General features: G+C 41.0%; 14 protein-coding genes. 12 read left to right on the top strand and 2 right to left on the bottom strand.

Annotated features, from left to right (window positions below):
* Window positions 1-532: 532 nt before the first annotated feature.
* Complete coding sequence (locus ACQKKK_RS07230; RefSeq protein WP_427615167.1) at window positions 533-1,501, top strand: nuclease-related domain-containing protein; 969 nt, start codon at window positions 533-535, stop codon at window positions 1,499-1,501.
* Window positions 1,502-1,747: 246 nt separating this feature from the next.
* On the opposite strand, the gene ACQKKK_RS07235 is transcribed toward ACQKKK_RS07230, so the two are convergent.
* Together ACQKKK_RS07235 and fdhF are read right to left on the bottom strand one after the other, a co-directional pair.
* A complete protein-coding gene (locus tag ACQKKK_RS07235) occupies window positions 1,748-2,224 on the bottom strand; it encodes a DUF1641 domain-containing protein (RefSeq protein ID WP_427615169.1) in 477 nt (158 codons plus the stop codon).
* A 20-nt stretch (window positions 2,225-2,244) separates the two neighbouring features.
* Entirely contained in the window at window positions 2,245-5,184 is a 2,940-nt protein-coding gene (fdhF, locus tag ACQKKK_RS07240; protein WP_427615170.1) for a formate dehydrogenase subunit alpha, read from the bottom strand.
* A 334-nt stretch (window positions 5,185-5,518) separates the two neighbouring features.
* On the opposite strand from fdhF, the gene ACQKKK_RS07245 reads away from it, so the two are divergent.
* From ACQKKK_RS07245 to ACQKKK_RS07295, 11 genes are all read left to right on the top strand, one after another.
* Window positions 5,519-5,881, top strand: coding sequence for a DUF2294 domain-containing protein (locus tag ACQKKK_RS07245; protein WP_063234138.1), 363 nt, complete (start codon window positions 5,519-5,521; stop codon window positions 5,879-5,881).
* A gap of 55 nt (window positions 5,882-5,936) precedes the next feature.
* Complete coding sequence (fdhD, locus tag ACQKKK_RS07250) at window positions 5,937-6,734, top strand: formate dehydrogenase accessory sulfurtransferase FdhD (RefSeq protein ID WP_427615172.1); 798 nt, start codon at window positions 5,937-5,939, stop codon at window positions 6,732-6,734.
* A gap of 284 nt (window positions 6,735-7,018) precedes the next feature.
* Window positions 7,019-8,212 (top strand): dicarboxylate/amino acid:cation symporter, encoded by a 1,194-nt coding sequence (locus ACQKKK_RS07255; protein WP_427615308.1) that lies wholly within the window; start codon window positions 7,019-7,021, stop codon window positions 8,210-8,212.
* A 266-nt stretch (window positions 8,213-8,478) separates the two neighbouring features.
* Window positions 8,479-9,351 (top strand): LysR family transcriptional regulator, encoded by an 873-nt coding sequence (locus tag ACQKKK_RS07260; protein ID WP_427615173.1) that lies wholly within the window; start codon window positions 8,479-8,481, stop codon window positions 9,349-9,351.
* A gap of 153 nt (window positions 9,352-9,504) precedes the next feature.
* Window positions 9,505-10,431, top strand: coding sequence for an AEC family transporter (locus ACQKKK_RS07265; RefSeq protein ID WP_427615175.1), 927 nt, complete (start codon window positions 9,505-9,507; stop codon window positions 10,429-10,431).
* Window positions 10,432-10,590: 159 nt separating this feature from the next.
* Window positions 10,591-11,613 (top strand): Bug family tripartite tricarboxylate transporter substrate binding protein, encoded by a 1,023-nt coding sequence (locus ACQKKK_RS07270; protein ID WP_427615176.1) that lies wholly within the window; start codon window positions 10,591-10,593, stop codon window positions 11,611-11,613.
* 57 nt (window positions 11,614-11,670) lie between these two features.
* The gene (locus ACQKKK_RS07275) at window positions 11,671-12,126 is read left to right on the top strand and encodes a tripartite tricarboxylate transporter TctB family protein (RefSeq protein ID WP_427615178.1); all 456 of its coding nucleotides are present in this window, start codon (window positions 11,671-11,673) and stop codon (window positions 12,124-12,126) included.
* Window positions 12,127-12,165: 39 nt separating this feature from the next.
* A complete protein-coding gene (locus tag ACQKKK_RS07280; protein WP_427615310.1) occupies window positions 12,166-13,671 on the top strand; it encodes a tripartite tricarboxylate transporter permease in 1,506 nt (501 codons plus the stop codon).
* Between the two features lie 79 nt (window positions 13,672-13,750).
* Window positions 13,751-15,340 carry an ATP-binding protein gene (locus tag ACQKKK_RS07285; protein ID WP_427615180.1) on the top strand — a complete coding sequence of 530 codons (1,590 nt, stop codon included), beginning with the start codon at window positions 13,751-13,753 and terminating at the stop codon, window positions 15,338-15,340.
* The gene (locus tag ACQKKK_RS07290) at window positions 15,341-16,039 is read left to right on the top strand and encodes a response regulator (RefSeq protein WP_427615182.1); all 699 of its coding nucleotides are present in this window, start codon (window positions 15,341-15,343) and stop codon (window positions 16,037-16,039) included. It begins immediately after the preceding gene.
* A 347-nt stretch (window positions 16,040-16,386) separates the two neighbouring features.
* Window positions 16,387-17,433: a fatty acid desaturase gene (locus tag ACQKKK_RS07295; RefSeq protein WP_427615184.1), complete on the top strand. Its 1,047-nt coding sequence runs from the start codon at window positions 16,387-16,389 to the stop codon at window positions 17,431-17,433.
* Window positions 17,434-17,478: the final 45 nt, after the last annotated feature.

Raw genomic sequence — 17,478 nt, forward strand, 5'->3', positions numbered from 1 at the left:
TTGCGCCGGTATGAAGAAGGAAACTTATTATTAAGCTTTAGTCATGACAGTACGGCAGGCCCTCTCTGCGTTGAATAGCACGCTGTGTCCTTAATCAGCTGTTCGTAGAAAATACTGACTGGCATATGGGGTACCGTCAGATAAACGCGAAATGTTGGCGGTACCCCTATAAGGGTTAGGTACAGATGATATATCTTCAAAATCTGTTATGGTATCTAGGTTTAACTTTATTAAATGCAGTTTAAAAAGTCAGATGGTTTAATCAAAAAGATGTTATAGTTTTAAGATAAATAATTATATTTGATTACGACATTTATGATGAAAATATAGCAATTTGTTTTTTTAGTTGTTTTTGTCGAAAAATCGATAAATCGTATAATTCGCAGATAAATCAGGAGTTTTCGCTGATATATCTCCATTTTCGAAGATATATTCCCGATTTCGCAGATAAATTGTACAATCGCTATCATTTAAAGGAATATTCCTTGCTGCTGTAGAATCCTTTGGGAGAAACAAGATTGGAGCGATTAAATTGATTGTAAAAAAGCGAAAAGTTCCTCTTGCCATCCGCAAATTACGTGCATTAGCGTACAGGCTTCCTCCGAATCACCCCAAACTCCCCTTAATCATGAACGATCTCAAAAAAAGGGAAGCGGGCCATAAAGGGGAATGTTCCATTGATTTTCCATTAAGCTTTCTTGAACCGAAAAGCTATTACATCTTCCACGATTTAAGGCTGCAGGATCAATCACGATTTTTTCAACTGGATACGTTATTAATCTCCAAGAAATATGCGCTTATTATTGAAGTGAAGAACATTGCAGGAACAATCTATTTTGATCCGCATTTCAATCAGCTCATTCGCACGATAGAAGGAAAAGAAACGGCATTTCCAGATCCCATCATACAAGTCAGCCGCCAGGAATCACAGTTGACGAATTGGTTCTTGAAAAATGGTTTGCCCTCACTCCCCATCCTTTCATTGATTGTTATCAGTAATCCCCAAACAATCATCCGTACAGCTCCTGAAAACCATAAACTCCACAAAAAAGTTATCCATCGCGATGCACTTCCCGCTAAAATAAATCAAATGGAGCATTCCATCAAAGCTTCCATTTTTGGTGAAAAAGATTTGAAGAAAGCAGTTCGTGTAATGAATAAACACCACATCGATGCGGACTTTTCCATTCTAGAACGATACAATCTTACCGAAGAGGACTTAATAAAAGGAGTGATTTGTGAGAAATGCAAGGGGAATCAGTTATTTAGAAGGCATGGCACATGGATTTGTCATCAATGCCAACAATCCAGTAAAACTGCACATATCCAGGCTGTACGAGACTATTTTTATTTATTAGGCTCGACCATAACGAATCGGCAGTTGAGGGATTTTATAAACATTTCCTCTTCATCCAGTGCAACGAGGATCTTGCAATCATTGAATCTGACAAGCCGTGGTGCGAATAAGGGGAGGGTGTACAGCCTGTATTTTGATGAGTGATTTGGCCCTATGTACATCAACATTTTGGAAATTCTCCAGATTCCTTAATTTTTTCATCTTGATTCATTAAATCATCCAATCCAATGCTGATTTTATCCAATACGCTACACTACACTTTTGCAGCAACAAGCCTTTACGAAACAATAGCGTAGGTGTAGATCCCAATATTTCATCGATCCTTTTTTATTCATAATAGAACAAAGACTCAAAAGAAGTATGAACTTCTCTTAAGTCTTTGTTCCGGTTCTATTCTTTTAATTCCTTGCCCATTCCCTTTAGGAAGTGGACGCCAAAACCGATTGCCCGGTTTATGTCTGGATCATTCAATGTTTTCATTAAATCCAGTATGCCGATTTTCTTATCGCTTTGGAGGAATTTGTTTCCTTCATCGATTCCTGAAAGTGCACTGTTCAGCAGTTTGGTGGATTGTGCGGCATCGGCGTTCATCAAGGCTCCTGTTGCCCCCATAAGGGTATTGATCAGGTTTGTGACAGGTTGCCTTGTGACTTGTTGAAGAGCGATTTTAGCAATTTGTTCTTTTCCTTGAAGCATGGAAGTCGCAGCTTCGAATACGCCCGAGTCATTCAGTTCATTGACAATTTTAAACATATTATTTAACGCATCTTCATTATTGGTGATCAGCGTTTTTAGTTCTTCTAGTTTTTGTAGTTTTATTTCTTCCTCAGTAATGGGATTATGGATTTCTGTAATTGGAGCTGCCATGATCTTCGCCCTCCTTGTTTTTATTTATCCGTTAAGTGAACATAGCCTGGACGGGCCCACTTACGTTCAACCTCGACACCATTTTGAGGGTGACGTTTTTTGTTCCGCGGATTTGTGCCCGGTAATGGGGTATCTCCGCTTGCATTTAATACTTCCATGCGGACCATCGTCTGTTTGTAAGCGGGTGTGCTTGTGCGTTGATCATAGATAGGACCAGTCAGGAAGTTAATGGCTGAATCTTTATCGACTGAGTTCATCGGTAAAAATAGCTCATTATTTTTTACTCGGTCTGTGATCAGGACTTTTAATTTAACGGCCCCGAATGGTGACACTAAGCGAACGAGTCCGCCATCACTGACTTTACGTTCTTTTGCAAGTTCTGGTGAAACCTCAACGAAAATATCAGGTACCTTCGATTGGATTCCATTGGATTTGTTCGTCATATTTCCTTCATGGAAATGCTCTAGCATGCGTCCATTATTGATATGAAGGTCATATTCTGCTGGGAATTTATGAGGTTCTACCCAGTCAGCCAGTGCAAAGCGTGCTTTCTTATCAGGGAAGTTGAAGCCATCCACATAAAGAAGCGGCGTGTTTGTTCCATCATGGCTTCCCCATAGGAAGCTGTTCCAGCCTTCCAGCACCTCGTAATTCGCTTGGCTGAATAGCGGTGACAGGCTGGCCATTTCATCATAGATTTCACTAGGATGGGTGTAGTTCCAATTCGTACCTAAGCGCTTGGCGATCTCTTGAGTGATCTCCCAGTCCGCTTTAGAATCTCCCATAGTGGGAAGGGCTTTATATAAACGCTGTACACGGCGCTCTGTATTGGTGAACGTTCCGTCTTTTTCAAGAGATGGAGCTCCGGGTAATACCACGTCAGCATATTGGGCTGTCCTTGAAAGGAAAATATCCTGGACAACAAAGAAATCCAATCCGGATAACACTTTATCAACATGGTTTGCATCCGCATCGACAAGTGCCATATCTTCACCTACAAGATACATGGCCTTCATGTCGCCTTTTTCTATCGCTTTAAGCATTTCAATATTGTTCATGCCTGGTTTGCCATCAATTTTTACTCCATAAGCTTTTTCGAATTTGGCACGTGCCACGTCATCGGTAACATGCTGATATCCCGGAAGCCATGTTGGAAGAGTGCCCATATCGCAAGCGCCCTGTACATTGTTATGGCCGCGAAGCGGATAAGCTCCCGCTCCTGGGCGACGGTAGTTGCCTGTAGCTAATAGCAGGTTGGAAATTGCAGCCGAAGTGTCCGAAGCACCAGTGTTTTGTGTAACGCCCATTCCCCAAAGAATGCAGGTTCCGTCTGCATCGCGAATTGTCTCGGCTATTTGGATCAATGTTTCTTTTGAAATACCTGTGTGTGTTTCTGCGTATTCCAGGGTATATTTTTCAAGTACTTCTTTATAATCGTCGAAGAAGTTAACATTTTCATTGATGAATTCTTGATCATGCCAGCCTTGATCGATCATATATTTTGTAACCGCCATCAACCAAACTTGGTCTGTTCCTTGCTTTGGACTGATATGGATGTCGGAACGTTCGGCCATTTCGTTTTTGCGGATGTCCGCTACGATCAGTTTTTGTCCGTGAAGCTTGTGTGCCCGTTTAACGCGTGTCGCCAGCACGGGATGGCCTTCTGCCGGGTTAGCCCCAACGATGATGACAAGACCTGCTGCGGCGATATCTTTAATCGTACCAGCATCTCCGCCCATGCCGACTGTACGGAACAGTCCGTCAGTTGCTGGGGATTGACAGTAACGAGAGCAATTGTCGACGTTGTTCGTTTCGAATATTTGCCGAGCCAGTTTTTGAATCACATAGTTTTCTTCATTCGTGATCTTGGATGAGGAAATGAAGCCTACTGAATTTCCGCCGTATTGCTGTTTGATCGAACCCAGTCTGGATGCAACCAAATCAAGTGCTTCATCCCAGCTTGATTCAACGAATCTTCCATTTTTCCGAATCAGGGGCTTTGTCAAACGCTTTTCCGAGTTTACGAAGTCCCAGCCGAATTTCCCTTTGACACATGTGGAAATCGCATTGACGGGTGCTTCATGAGTAGGTTGGACTTTAAGGATTTTACGGCCTTTTGTCCAGACTTCGAAAGTGCATCCTACCCCACAGAACGTACAGACTGTTTTTGTCTTCTTCGTCCGTGTATCGCGCATTGCCGCTTCAATCTCCGAAATGGCAAAAATCCCGCTGTATCCAGGTTCCACTTCTTTGACAAGGTCAATCATTGGTTCAAGCATATCGTTTTTCAAACCAGACATGAAACCGGCCTCACCCAGCATCGATTTTTCCATTAATGCATTACATGGACAAATGGTTACACACTGTCCGCAACCTACACAAGATGAGTTATTGATTTCCGTTCCTTTATCCCAGATTACCCGAGGGCGTTCTGCTTCCCAGTCGATGGAAAGCGTTTCATTGACCTGAAGGTTTTGGCAAACTTCGACACATTGCCCGCATGCGATGCATTGATTGGCATCATAGCGGTAAAATGGATGGGACATATCGACGGCAGCCAATTCCACTTTCGGTGTGTAAGGATATTTTTGGTGTTCAATTTCCATTAATTCTGCTGTGTTATGTAGTTTGCAATTTCCGTTATTATTATCACATACAGTACAGTATAAAGAATGGTTTTCCAGGATCCGGTCCATGGCTTCGGTTTGGGCTTCTTTTGCCTTGCTTGAGTCCAAGGCTATATCCATGCCTCCCACTGCTTTTGTCGAACATGATCTGACGAGTTTTCCATTGACCTCGACGATGCATGTGTCGCATGTTTCGATCGGATCCACTTCGGGAACATAACAAATCTGTGGATGAGCTATCTCATTTTGATTGATGACTTCCAGTATTGTCGCTCCTTCATTAGCGGTATAATCCTTCCCATTGATTTTGATGGCAATGTTTGAATCGCTCATTATATTTCCCCCTTTTATAGCCAAAAACACGCAAAAAACCACCATGATTACACCTCCGGCTCTAAAACGGTGGTGTAGGTCATGGTGGAATAGTTTAATAGCAAAGCTTGCAAATATACCAATCCATACCATAATGGATAATTTAAAAAAAGATAGGGACACAACAGTACACTATTATGCTCCCAACTTTCATCATTGATATTATACCTTTAATTATAAAAAGAAACAATCCTGGAAAGAGGGTATCATTCCCAAATTCCTTTTGTTTTTCTTTGCGTTGATTTATGATAAGAAAATTGAGAACTTAATTTTCTTAAATTGGAGTGACGTAACGGTGTCAAAAGTTATCCATGAATTCAATGATATGATTCGTAAGCTGCGCAAGGAACTATTCGGTAAAGGACCAGAACGCATACACACGGTTTTCGTGGAAAATATGGCGGTTTCTACGTTATATGGGAATTTGACTCCTACGGAAATGTTCATTTCAAGGTCAGAGGAAGGAAGGGACATGGTCCATTCAGCACGAACGAAAATGGTTCAGGATGTGTATTCGGAGAGTCCTCCTGATGGAATGGAAGAACTGGTTGGAGCTAAACTGGTCCATTTGTTTTCAGACATCAAAATTAAAGAGAACATAGCGATTTCCGTATTCGTATTTGATAAGAATATAGCGGATAAACTCAACGGGCATTGACCATGTTCCTTACATATTGGTCAATTGGCTCCTGGATATTAAAAGGAGTGGGAACATGAAGGCGATTGAAATCAAGAGGGGCATCATCCGGATAACCAAAGGTAACATCGAGCGGACGGAAGATACGATTGTAACGGAGTATCCCGTTACTGTTAAAATAAATGGCCAGGAATTCGTCACGATGGTTTGTACACCTGAATACATCGAGGATATGGTAATCGGTTATTTGGCTTCGGAAGGCATCATCAAAAAATATGATGAGATAAAAGAAATCTGGGTCCAGGAAAAAGAAGGCTTTGTTCATGTGAAGACAGATAAAGTGAATCCATACTTCCAGGACTTTCAAAATAAGCGGTATATTACGTCTTGCTGCGGAATGAGCAGACAAGGGTTCGTCTTTGTGAATGATGCATTGACTGCCAAGAAAATGGATAATGTTTCGGTGAAACTGACTCCTGATGACTGCTTTCGCTTGATGAAGGATCTACAAAATTCTGCCGTCACCTTCCAGAATACAGGCGGAGTCCACAATGCCGCTTTATGTGATGTCGATGGCCTCGTTTTAAGCAGGATGGACATCGGGCGGCATAATGCCTTGGACAAAATATACGGCCATTGCTTGAAAAATGGTATTTCGATAAAAGGGAAAGCCATCGTGTTCAGCGGCCGGATTTCATCGGAAATTCTCTTGAAAGTGGCGAAAATCGGCTGTGAACTTATACTCTCAAAATCCGCTCCAACAGAATTAGCTTTGGAGTTGGCTGAAGGATTAGGAATTACGACGGTCGGATTTATTCGTAATGATTCCATGAATATCTATACATGTCCTGAAAGAATTCAATTAAATGTATAAAACAGTTTATCTGTTTCTAAAAAATGAATAAATAAGAATACTAAAACAACCCAGGTGGATATTCAATCCATTTCGGGTTTTTTTTTGAGCAGGAATGATATTTGGAATCACACTATGGAAATATAGGAAGTCTAGATTTGAAATCTAAAAATAAAGCACACAAACCATTTACAGCTAATTACTGAAGGAATATTAATATATTTCCATTTTAATGAGTTTAATATTGTGGTATAGTCTTTTTAAGATAAACAATTGTATTTTTCAGGAGGACTGTAGTTGTGAAAATAAAGTTTGGTCTTTTACCACAAATAATTCTGGCTATTATTTTAGGGGTTTTAATCGGTAGTATTTCACCAAAATGGCTTATTATGAGTTTTGCAACGTTTAACGGTATATTTGGTAACTTTATAGGGTTTGTGATTCCATTCATTATCATTGGGTTCATAGCACCTGGAATAGGCCAGCTAGGAAAAGGCGCAGGTAAACTGCTTGGCTTAACGGCTTTTCTGGCTTATCTTTCTACTATATTTGCTGGGTTTATGGCTTTTGCGGCAAGTTATACCTTGCTTCCGAAGTTCATTACTGGAAATCAACTTATAAAAGACGCGGATAATCCGGAAGATTTTCTAGTCGCACCTTTTTTCCAAATTGAAATGCCTCCTATTATGGGTGTTATTAGTGCCTTACTATTCGCATTCATCATTGGAATTGGCCTGGCATCTATTAAAGGAAAGACATTGCAGCATGCATTTGATGAATTTCAATTAATTGTAGAAAAATTAATTAAAACAGCGATTATACCATTATTGCCTTTTCATATCTTCGGTATTTTTGCCAATATGACATACGGTGGTCAAGTACAGTCAATTCTTTCTGTATTTGGAAAAGTGTTTGTCCTTATTATTGTGCTCCATCTTATAATGCTGCTGATTCAATACACGATTAGTGGTCTGGCAACTAATAAGAATCCAATTACATTATTGAAAACAATGTCTCCTGCTTATTTTACTGCAATTGGGACACAGTCTTCTGCTGCTACTATTCCTGTCACATTAAAACAAGTGAAGAAAACAGGTATCCAAGGAAGAATTGCAGACTTTACCGTCCCGTTATTAGCAACGGTACATCTGTCAGGGAGTACGATTACACTTATAAGTTGCTCAGTTGGCGTCATGCTTTTAAATGGAGGCACTCCAACCTTTGGGATGTTTCTTCCTTTCATATTGATGCTGGGTGTTACAATGATTGCTGCCCCAGGAGTGCCGGGTGGGGCGGTTATGGCCGCATTAGGTTTGCTTGAAACGATGCTTGGATTTGATCCAACCATGATTTCATTAATGATTGCTTTATATTTAGCTCAAGATAGCTTAGGTACGGCAGCGAATGTAACGGGAGATGGTGCTTTGTCCATCCTTGTCGACAGATTCAGTTCGAAAAAGTCTCAAGAAATTGATCTTACTCAACAATCAGTGCAATAGAACAAAAAACCAGCTGTATTACAGTTGGTTTTTTATTTTCAGAGTTATAACTTGAAGGTTGTCAAAGCAAAGGGCAGATGCATTACCATTCAATATGGGATGAAAAGCTATCGGGTTAGGGTGGAGAATTTGCTTAAAGGTAAAAAGGTCCTTGCCAGCATGGCTTGAACCTTTTTTTGACTTTGTTAAATAATATATCCTTTCAAGCCTTTTATGGTACAGTTTGGGTAAAGCAATTACTGGAAAATGATATCGGAGGAAAGTCAATGAACGAAAGGGATTGGCATATTTTAAAGGTGTTGCATGAACATAAGAATATTACTAAAACAGCGCAAAGTTTATATATCTCACAACCTTCTTTAACGAAACGGATTCAACAAATAGAGAAGGAATTCAATCTAAAGATTGTGGAGCGGGGGACAAGGGGAGTGCAGTTCACCCCTCAAGGGGAATATTTGGCCATCTGTGCGGATGAGATGCTGATCAGGCTCCGGCAGATAAAAGAGACAGCATTCAATATGGGTCAGGAGATCAGTGGAACATTACGGCTGGGTGTTTCCAACTATATTACGCTGCATAAATTGCCTGGCCTGTTGAGATTATTTCGTGAACGATATCCTAAAGTGGATTTCCATGTGACTACTGGATGGAGTAAAGAAGTACTGAACCTCATTTACAAGGAAGAAGTGCATGTCGGGATTGTGCGGGGGGACTATCAATGGTCAGGATCAAGACATCATCTTTTTGAGGAGACGATTTGTATTGCTTCTAAGGAAAAAATTGAAGTTTGGGACCTGCCCTCATTGCCGAGAATCGATTATGGGACCGACGCCCTTTTAAAAACAATGATCGAAAATTGGTGGAGGGACAATTTTTCAGGACCGCCTTTGGTGGGTATGGAAGTGGATAAAGGGGATACATGCAAAGAAATGGTCAGGAATGGACTGGGATATGGGATCCTTCCTAGTGTTTTATTGGAGAAAGACCAAAGCCTCCGCCAAATGGATCTTAAGGATAAGCAAGGAAATCCGCTTATTAGGAATACTTGGATGTTATATCATGAAAAGTCGCTGGAATTAAAACTGGTCAAAGAGTTTGTCAAATTTGTCCAGGACGTCGATTTCATGAGAGATATTTAAATGGAGCGCAGAAACCTCTGTGCTTTTTTATCATTCCATTTTTGAATGGTTAACGATAATTTATTGGTATTTTAATTATGGTTTCCCCGGCATTATGATAGATGGGAGATGTAAATCAACAGGAATTAGCCTAAGGAATGGAGAGGAAGTCAGGTGAGTGTCCTGTTTCTAATCGTATTAAATGTCATTGTACCGGTCTTTTTCCTTATAGGAGCAGGGGCTATTATGCATCGTAAATTCAAGCTGGATCTGAATACGCTGTCTAAATTGAATAACTTCCTGCTCATGCCGGCCATTAGCTTTGTCAATATATATCAAAGCAATATGGGCGGGGGGATGATTGTCCAGATATTCAGCTTCCTTGCTCTTCAAGCAGTGAGCCTCATCATCGTGAGTTCAGTGATTGCTAAATTTGCCAGGTTCGATCGAAGTCTCTCTGCCACGTTTAAAAATAGTGTGGTCTTGAATAACTCAGCCAATTTCGGGTTACCCGTCAGTCAGATGGTTTTTCATGCCAATCCTCTTGGACTGTCGATCCAAGTCATTGTGATCATTTTTCAAAACCTGTTGACCTATACCTATGGATTGATGAATTCCGTTTCCGTCCATACAAAAAGTGCAAAGGGTGCCATTCGCGAGTTCCTGAAGAACCCCGTCATTTATGCTCTTTTACTCGGTTTACTATTACAGGCCACTTCTTTCGAAATTCCTCCGTTCCTATGGACCCCGATCGATAATATCGCGAGTGCTTTCATAGCCATTGCCTTGATTACATTAGGTGCACAGAGTGCCTACTTGAAAATGACGCATTTCCCTCTTCCGCTTATCCTTAGCTTGATTGGACGTTTAATACTCTCGCCATCCATCGCATTCCTGATCATTCTCATGCTGGGCTTGGACGGGACTGTCGCTCAGGGGTTATTTATCGCAAGCTCATTTCCAACATCTAGAAACAGCGCATTATTCGCTTTGGAATATGACAACCATCCGGAGTATGCGGCACAGGCGGTCTTGATGTCGACTTTATTCAGCAGTATAACGGTAACAATGGTCGTATATTTATCAAAAATATTATTCTAGCAGGGCTGCTCGCAATGGGCAGTCTTATTCCCCATGCCCATCCATAAAACTTTATGAACAATATGGAGATTATGAAATTTATGTATTTTAGGTGAATAATTAAAGAAAAGGAAGATAATTTTGTAGAATTAGGAAAACGTTTTCAAAAGGGGGATTCATATGTTTTCTCGTAAAAAGATTTATGCGGTCATATTGGCAGGTTCGCTAGCTTTAAGTTTAGGTGCATGCAGCAGTTCGGATACATCAGGAGAGAAGAAAGAAAGTACAGGTTATCCGAAAAAGACCATTACGATCGTTGCTCCATCGGGCGCAGGTGGGGGATGGGATTTGACGGCCCGTTCATTTACAAAGGTCTTGGGGGAGACAAAACTGGTGAAACAGCCATTAACCGTCGAAAACAAACCAGGTGGCGGGGGTGCTGTCTTCATGGCGGATTATGCGACACAGCAAGCGGATAATAATGACATGCTTTTCGTGAATTCACCGCCTGTCATCATCAATAACCTTAAAAAAGAGGGAAACAGTCCTTATGGATATAAAAATACGACTCCATTGGCGCAGCTGACAAAAGATTATGGAGCGATAGTGGTAAAGGCGGATTCTGAATTCAAGGATTTGAAATCAATGCTGGAAGTGGTGAAGAAAGATCCTCGTAAGTTAACCTTTGCAGGAGGATCGGCCCCGGGATCCATGGATCATTTGATTTCCATTCTTCCAGCCTATGAATATGGCTTGAATCCAACTGAACTTAAATACGTCTCGTACGACGGTGGCGGGGAAGCGATTACGGCGTTGCTTGGTGGAAATGCGGATGTGATTGGAACGGATGCTTCCAGTGTCAGGGAATTTTTAAAAGCAGGAAAGATTAGAGTGTTGGCTGTAACCTCGACTGAACGCTTGGGTGGAGATCTTAAAGACATACCGACGGCAAAGGAACAGGGTGTCGATGCGGAATTCACGATTTGGAGAGGAGTTTTTGGACCTCAGAATATGTCTGAGGAAGCGAAAACCTTTTGGGACGGATCCATTGCAAAGTTAGTTGAAACCTCTGAATGGAAAAAGGAAGTGGAAGTTCAAGGATGGGAACAAGAATATAAAAATAGTGAAGAATTCAGTAAGTTTTTAGAAGAGCAGGAGAAACAGGTGCAGAAATTATTAGAAGCTTTAGGCATGGAAAAATAATGGAGAAGAAGGAGGTGCTTTCACCTTCTTCTTATTTTCTGAAATGGAGGGATAAGGATGGATGTGAAATTCGATCGCTTTGCATCCGTAGCCTTTCTGGCTGTCGGAGTGCTGTTTATGATAGGTAGCAGGAAGCTATCCAGTTCTTCTTATGGAAGTTCGGTAGGACCGGACATTTTCCCTTTTGTATTGGGACTGATCCTTGCCGTATTAAGCATTCGATTGTTCTATGAGGCGTATCGTAGCAGGAGACAAGAGTCGAGTAAGGAAAAGCTGGAGTATAAGCCCTTTATAATCATTTTTACATCAACATTGATTTATATTTTGACACTGGAAACGATAGGATATGTCATTACGACCTTTCTCTTTTTATTTGTTTGCTTTCAAACGATGGAACGGAATAAGTGGGTGACATCGCTCATCATTTCTGCAGGATTTTCCGGAATCGTCTATTTTTTATTCGTGAGCGTTTTAAAGGGAACCTTGCCGGGTTGGCCAATCTGGTTTTCATAAAAGGAAGGAGGATTTGAAGTGGACACTTTTGTTTATTTAATGCAGGGATTTGAAACGGCACTTATTTGGTATAACATACTTTTTGCATTTGTCGGAGTATTAATCGGAACCGCTGTCGGCGTTTTGCCTGGGATCGGGCCGATGAGCGGTGTGGCTCTTTTAATTCCGGTAACCGCCTCGATTACAGGTGGACTCCCACCAGAGCAGGCGGCGACAAGTGCCATCATTTTACTTGCAGGTGTTTATTATGGAGCAATGTATGGAGGGTCGACGACCTCCATCCTATTGAATACACCGGGCGAATCTTCTTCTGTCGTCACCACATTGGATGGCTATCAAATGGCGAAGAAGGGCAGAGCCGGGAGTGCGTTATCCATTTCGGCCATCGGTTCCTTCGTTGGAGGGATAGTCACCCTTATCGCAATGATTGCCTTAGCTCAGCCATTATCGACGATTGCCATTAAATTTGGTCCGGCTGAGTATTTTTCGCTCATGATTCTAGGGCTGGCAGCCGTTAGTGGTTTAGCGGGAAAATCCGTAACAAAGGCGTTAATTATGACTGTTTGCGGCTTGCTGATTGGGACGATAGGCATTGATAATGTATCAGGAATCGCTCGTTTTACATTCGACATTCCCTGGCTATATCAAGGGATTGAATTCTTGACGATCGCAGTGGGGCTATTCGCCCTTGGAGAAGTATTCAAGACAATCTTAGAAAAAGAAGAGGATGACGGGGATATCGCGAAGATTAGTAATTTGCTTCCTTCCAGAGAAGAATTCAAGGAATCTGCGGGTCCCATTGCCCGGGGATCGCTCTTAGGTTTCTTTGTAGGAATCCTGCCAGGAGCAGGGGCCACTCTTGCTTCTTTCTTTTCATACCTTATGGAAAAACGGATTTCAAAAAAACCCGAGAAATTTGGCACAGGGGCGATTGCTGGAGTGGCTGGGCCTGAAACGGCTAATAACGCCGCTTCTGGGGGAGCGATGATTCCATTATTGACGCTGGGAATTCCAGGTTCCGGTACAACAGCTATCTTAATGGGTGCACTCATGATGTACAATGTTCAACCCGGACCATTATTATTCGAAGACCATCCTCAGGTGGCTTGGGGACTTATCGCCAGTATGTTCATTGGGAATCTCATGCTTCTCATCCTTAACCTACCACTCGTTAAGGTTTTTGCAAAAATTATTGAAACTCCTAAGAAGTACTTGATTCCGATCATTATCGCGATTTCTATTTTTGGTGTTTATGCGGTTCAAGTATCCACTTATGATTTATTGTTATTATTAGGATGCGGTGTCTTGGGATATTTCTTAAGTAAAAATGATTATCCAATCGCCCCAATGGTATTAGGGCTGGTCTTAGGACCGATGATAGAAAATAATATGCGCAGGGCCTTGACGATATCCGATGGGGATTACAGTTTGTTTTTTACTCGGCCGCTTTCCCTAACCTTCCTGATTGTAACGGCACTATGGCTGCTCATTCCGGTTTTACTTAAGAAGAGAGGGAAAGATGTTGTCATCAATGTAGAAGGTTAATAGATATTTTCTGAATGTTGCAAAAAAACTCCTTTTTAAAAGGAGTTTTTTTTTATATGATGTATGAAGAGGTGATTGAATGCGTTTACACACTAAGTTGATGCTGGGCATCTGTACGTTAATCATCTTAATGGGTGGAATCTTTGAAATTATTTTTATAAATATCTTAGAAAATAACCTGAAACAGGAAACAGGGGAAAAAGCATTGTCGGTTGCCCAGACCATTTCTTTGCTGCCTGAGATTAAAAAAGCTTTTCGGACGGAAAATCCTTCTGTAATCATTCAGCCCATTGCGGAAAAGATTCGCAGGCAGATCGATGCGGAATTCATAGTAATAGGAGATGAGAATGAAACACGGATGTCCCATCCGGATCCAAATTTGATCGGGAAGAAAATGGTAGGTGGGGATAACGGTGAGGTTTGGAATGGGAAATCCATCATCACGGAGTCAACTGGGACATTGGGTCCTTCCATAAGGGGGAAATCCCCGATAATGGCAAATGGAAAAGTCATTGGTGTAGTCTCTGTTGGCTACCTTCAGAACGATATTGAAAAAGAAGTGTCCGGAATACAAAGAAAGATAGTATGGACCATCTCTTTTATCTTAATCGGCGGTTTATTAATAGCCTTTTTCATTTCATTAAATATAAAAAAGGCGATATTGGGTCTGGAGCCGAAAGAGATTGCCTGGATGTTTCAAGAAAAGCATGCTATTTTGGAATCGATTCATGAAGGCATCATCGCCATTGATGTTCATGGGAAAATCACCGTCGTCAATGAAACGGCACATAAAATCCTGGATATCCCTAAAGACGTCATGCTTCGCGGGGAAAAAATTGAAGAAGTCATCAGGCATACACATTTGCTGGATGTGGTCAGCACGGCACAGGCCGAGTATGACCAGGAATTCATGATTGACGGTGAAATCTTTTTGGCTAGCCGGATTCCCATTTTGAATGGACAGGGTGAAGTCATCGGTGCTGTTGCAAGTTTGAGGAATAAGTCGGAACTATCCAATCTCCTTCAAGAACTATCACATGTAAAGGCGTATGCAGAAGGGCTAAGGGCCCAGACACATGAATATTCCAATCGGCTTTATACTCTATTAGGCCTGATCCAACTGGGATCCTATAAAGAAGCGATTGATTTTATATCGAAGGAAGTGGATGTCACTCAAGGCTTCATTCACTTTCTGATGAAGGAAGTTCCTGATCCGATTATTGCCGGGTTCATTTTAGGGAAAGTAAGTTTAGCCAGCGAGCTGAAAATTGATTTTACTATTGATAGAGAAAGCAGCTTTAAAGATATTCCGTCCGAAATAGACAGAGATGTGTTAGTGACGATTATCGGTAACCTTATCAATAATGCCTTCGAAGCGGTACGAGAAAATCAAATGGAGGAAAAAAAGGTTTCGTTGTTCGTCACTGATTTAGGTAAAGAACTGATTATCGAAGTTGAAGATAACGGAAAAGGGATGAATTCAGATGTTACCGAACTTATTTTCCAGAACGGTTTTACGACGAAAAGCCATCAAACCAATTCAGGTATAGGTTTGGGTCTTGTTCAGGAAGCGATTGATGGATTAGGGGGATATATCACTTTTTCGACGAAAGAAGGGGAATATACGATCTTTACTATAGCCATACCAAAAAAACAGAGGAGTGATTAAATGAAGGCCATTCGTAATATAGAAGTTTTAATCGTAGAAGATGACTTACGGATTGCCGAGATACAGAGGCTATTCATTGAAAAGATTGAGGGGTTTAAAGCAATCGGGATCGCGTCAAGTTATGTCGAGGCTAAAAGCTTCATTGAAATCATGCAGCCGGATTTATTATTGCTCGATATGTATTTTCCGGATATGAATGGGCTTGATATCCTGAAAGATATCAAGCAGCAAAGCAAACAAATGGATGTCATTATGATGACCGCGGCAAAAGAGATCGAAAAAGTCCAGGAGGCCATCAAGATCGGCATATTTGATTATATTATCAAGCCTGTCGCATTTGAGCGTTTCAAGCAGTCCTTACGCAGATATCAAGAGTATTACATTAAATTGTCTGAATTGGAAAAGGGGAATTTTCCCGTAACGCAGCAACAGGTGGATAAGCTATTGCGAAAGGAAATGAATGAAAAGGATAGGGAATCACTGCCAAAAGGAATAGATAGGATGACTTTGGAGAAGGTGATGGTTGTGTTGGGGAAAGCCTCCCCGGGGTTAACTGCCGAAATAGTGGCAAAGGAAATCGGGGTGAGCAGGACAACGGCAAGGCGCTATCTTGAACACTTGATGTCCGAGGAAAAAATCGAAGCCGATCTAACATATGGCACGGTAGGCCGGCCTGAACGGGTTTATGCCATCAAGTAATAAATGGATTCGCCAGATGGCGGATCTTTTTTTGATTGAATAAACTACGGCTTATTTATTTGGAATCGAATGGTTGATGCGATTTTGAGTGAATTGATCATTTTTTTAAGGGTGAAAATGATCATTAAGGAAAAAACACGTGTGAAAAGTGGACAAGTATATGACATTTGTAATGCAGGACAATTGACGTTTATGACTATAGAAGATTGGTGATTATTCCTATACTTAAATAGAGAGTAAAAGGTTAAACGCTAACAAGGCATAATTATGGTATTCGAAATATGTAAGCTGAACCAATCCATTTAAACACTCCATGTTCCTATATAAAATGTATGAGGAGGAAATTCATGAGTAATCAAAAACAATTAAGAAAAGATATTGCCCCTTTTGAAAAATCCAATACTAAATCAAGTGTGAAGCAACTTATAAATACATTTCCGCCATTTTTCCTGCTATGGTTTTTAGCTTATCAAAGCTTAACCATCTCATATTGGCTGACCCTTGCATTGGCAGTTTTGGCTTCAGGATTCGTAGTCAGGATTTTCATCATTTTCCATGATTGCTGTCATCAATCGTTCTTCAAAAGCAGGAAAGCGAATAACATCTTGGGTACAATCAGTGGAATCGTCACATTATTTCCGTATGAGCAATGGAAGCATAGTCATTCCATACATCATGCAACAAGCAGTAATTTAAACAAACGTGGTACAGGAGATATCTGGATCATGACCGTTGATGAATATGTAGCCGCTTCATTCTGGGGACGTCTGGCTTACCGTTTATATAGAAATCCGATCGTCATGTTTGGATTAGGTCCATTCTATCTATTCCTTGTATCGAATCGTCTGAATAAAAAAGGCGCAAAAAAGAAGGAACGCATGAATACGTATTTGACAAATGCCGCAATCGTGGTGATTTATGGTTTGTTATGCTTGGCTATCGGATGGCAGGCATTTCTGATGATTCAGGTACCGCTTCTTTTTGTAACTGGATCCTTGGGCATCTGGCTGTTTTATGTACAGCATCAGTTCGAAGATTCTTATTTCGAAGAGGAATCGGAATGGGATTATGTGAAGGCTGCCATTGATGGAAGTTCTTATTATAAACTTCCGAAGGTTTTACAATGGGTAACTGGTAATATCGGTTTTCACCACGTCCATCATCTTAGTCCAAGAGTGCCGAACTATAATCTGGAAAAAGTCCATGATTCCACCCTGCCTTTGCAGCAGGCAACGACAATCACGCTTAGTTCAAGTTTAAAATCACTTCGATTCCGCCTTTATGATGGGGAAAATAAGACGTTTGTAAGTTTTAAAGAGATTAAGGAACGTCTAAATGAGAAAAAATCAAAGTTGGAAATCAATAATAAACGTCCAAGTCTTCAAGGGAAATAAATAGTTAATCAAAAAACCATTCAATTTCCATTGGATGGTTTTTTG

Origin of the sequence: Peribacillus sp. NPDC006672, assembly GCF_050274955.1 — a bacterium.
Taxonomy (GTDB): Bacteria; Bacillota; Bacilli; order Bacillales; family DSM-1321; genus Peribacillus.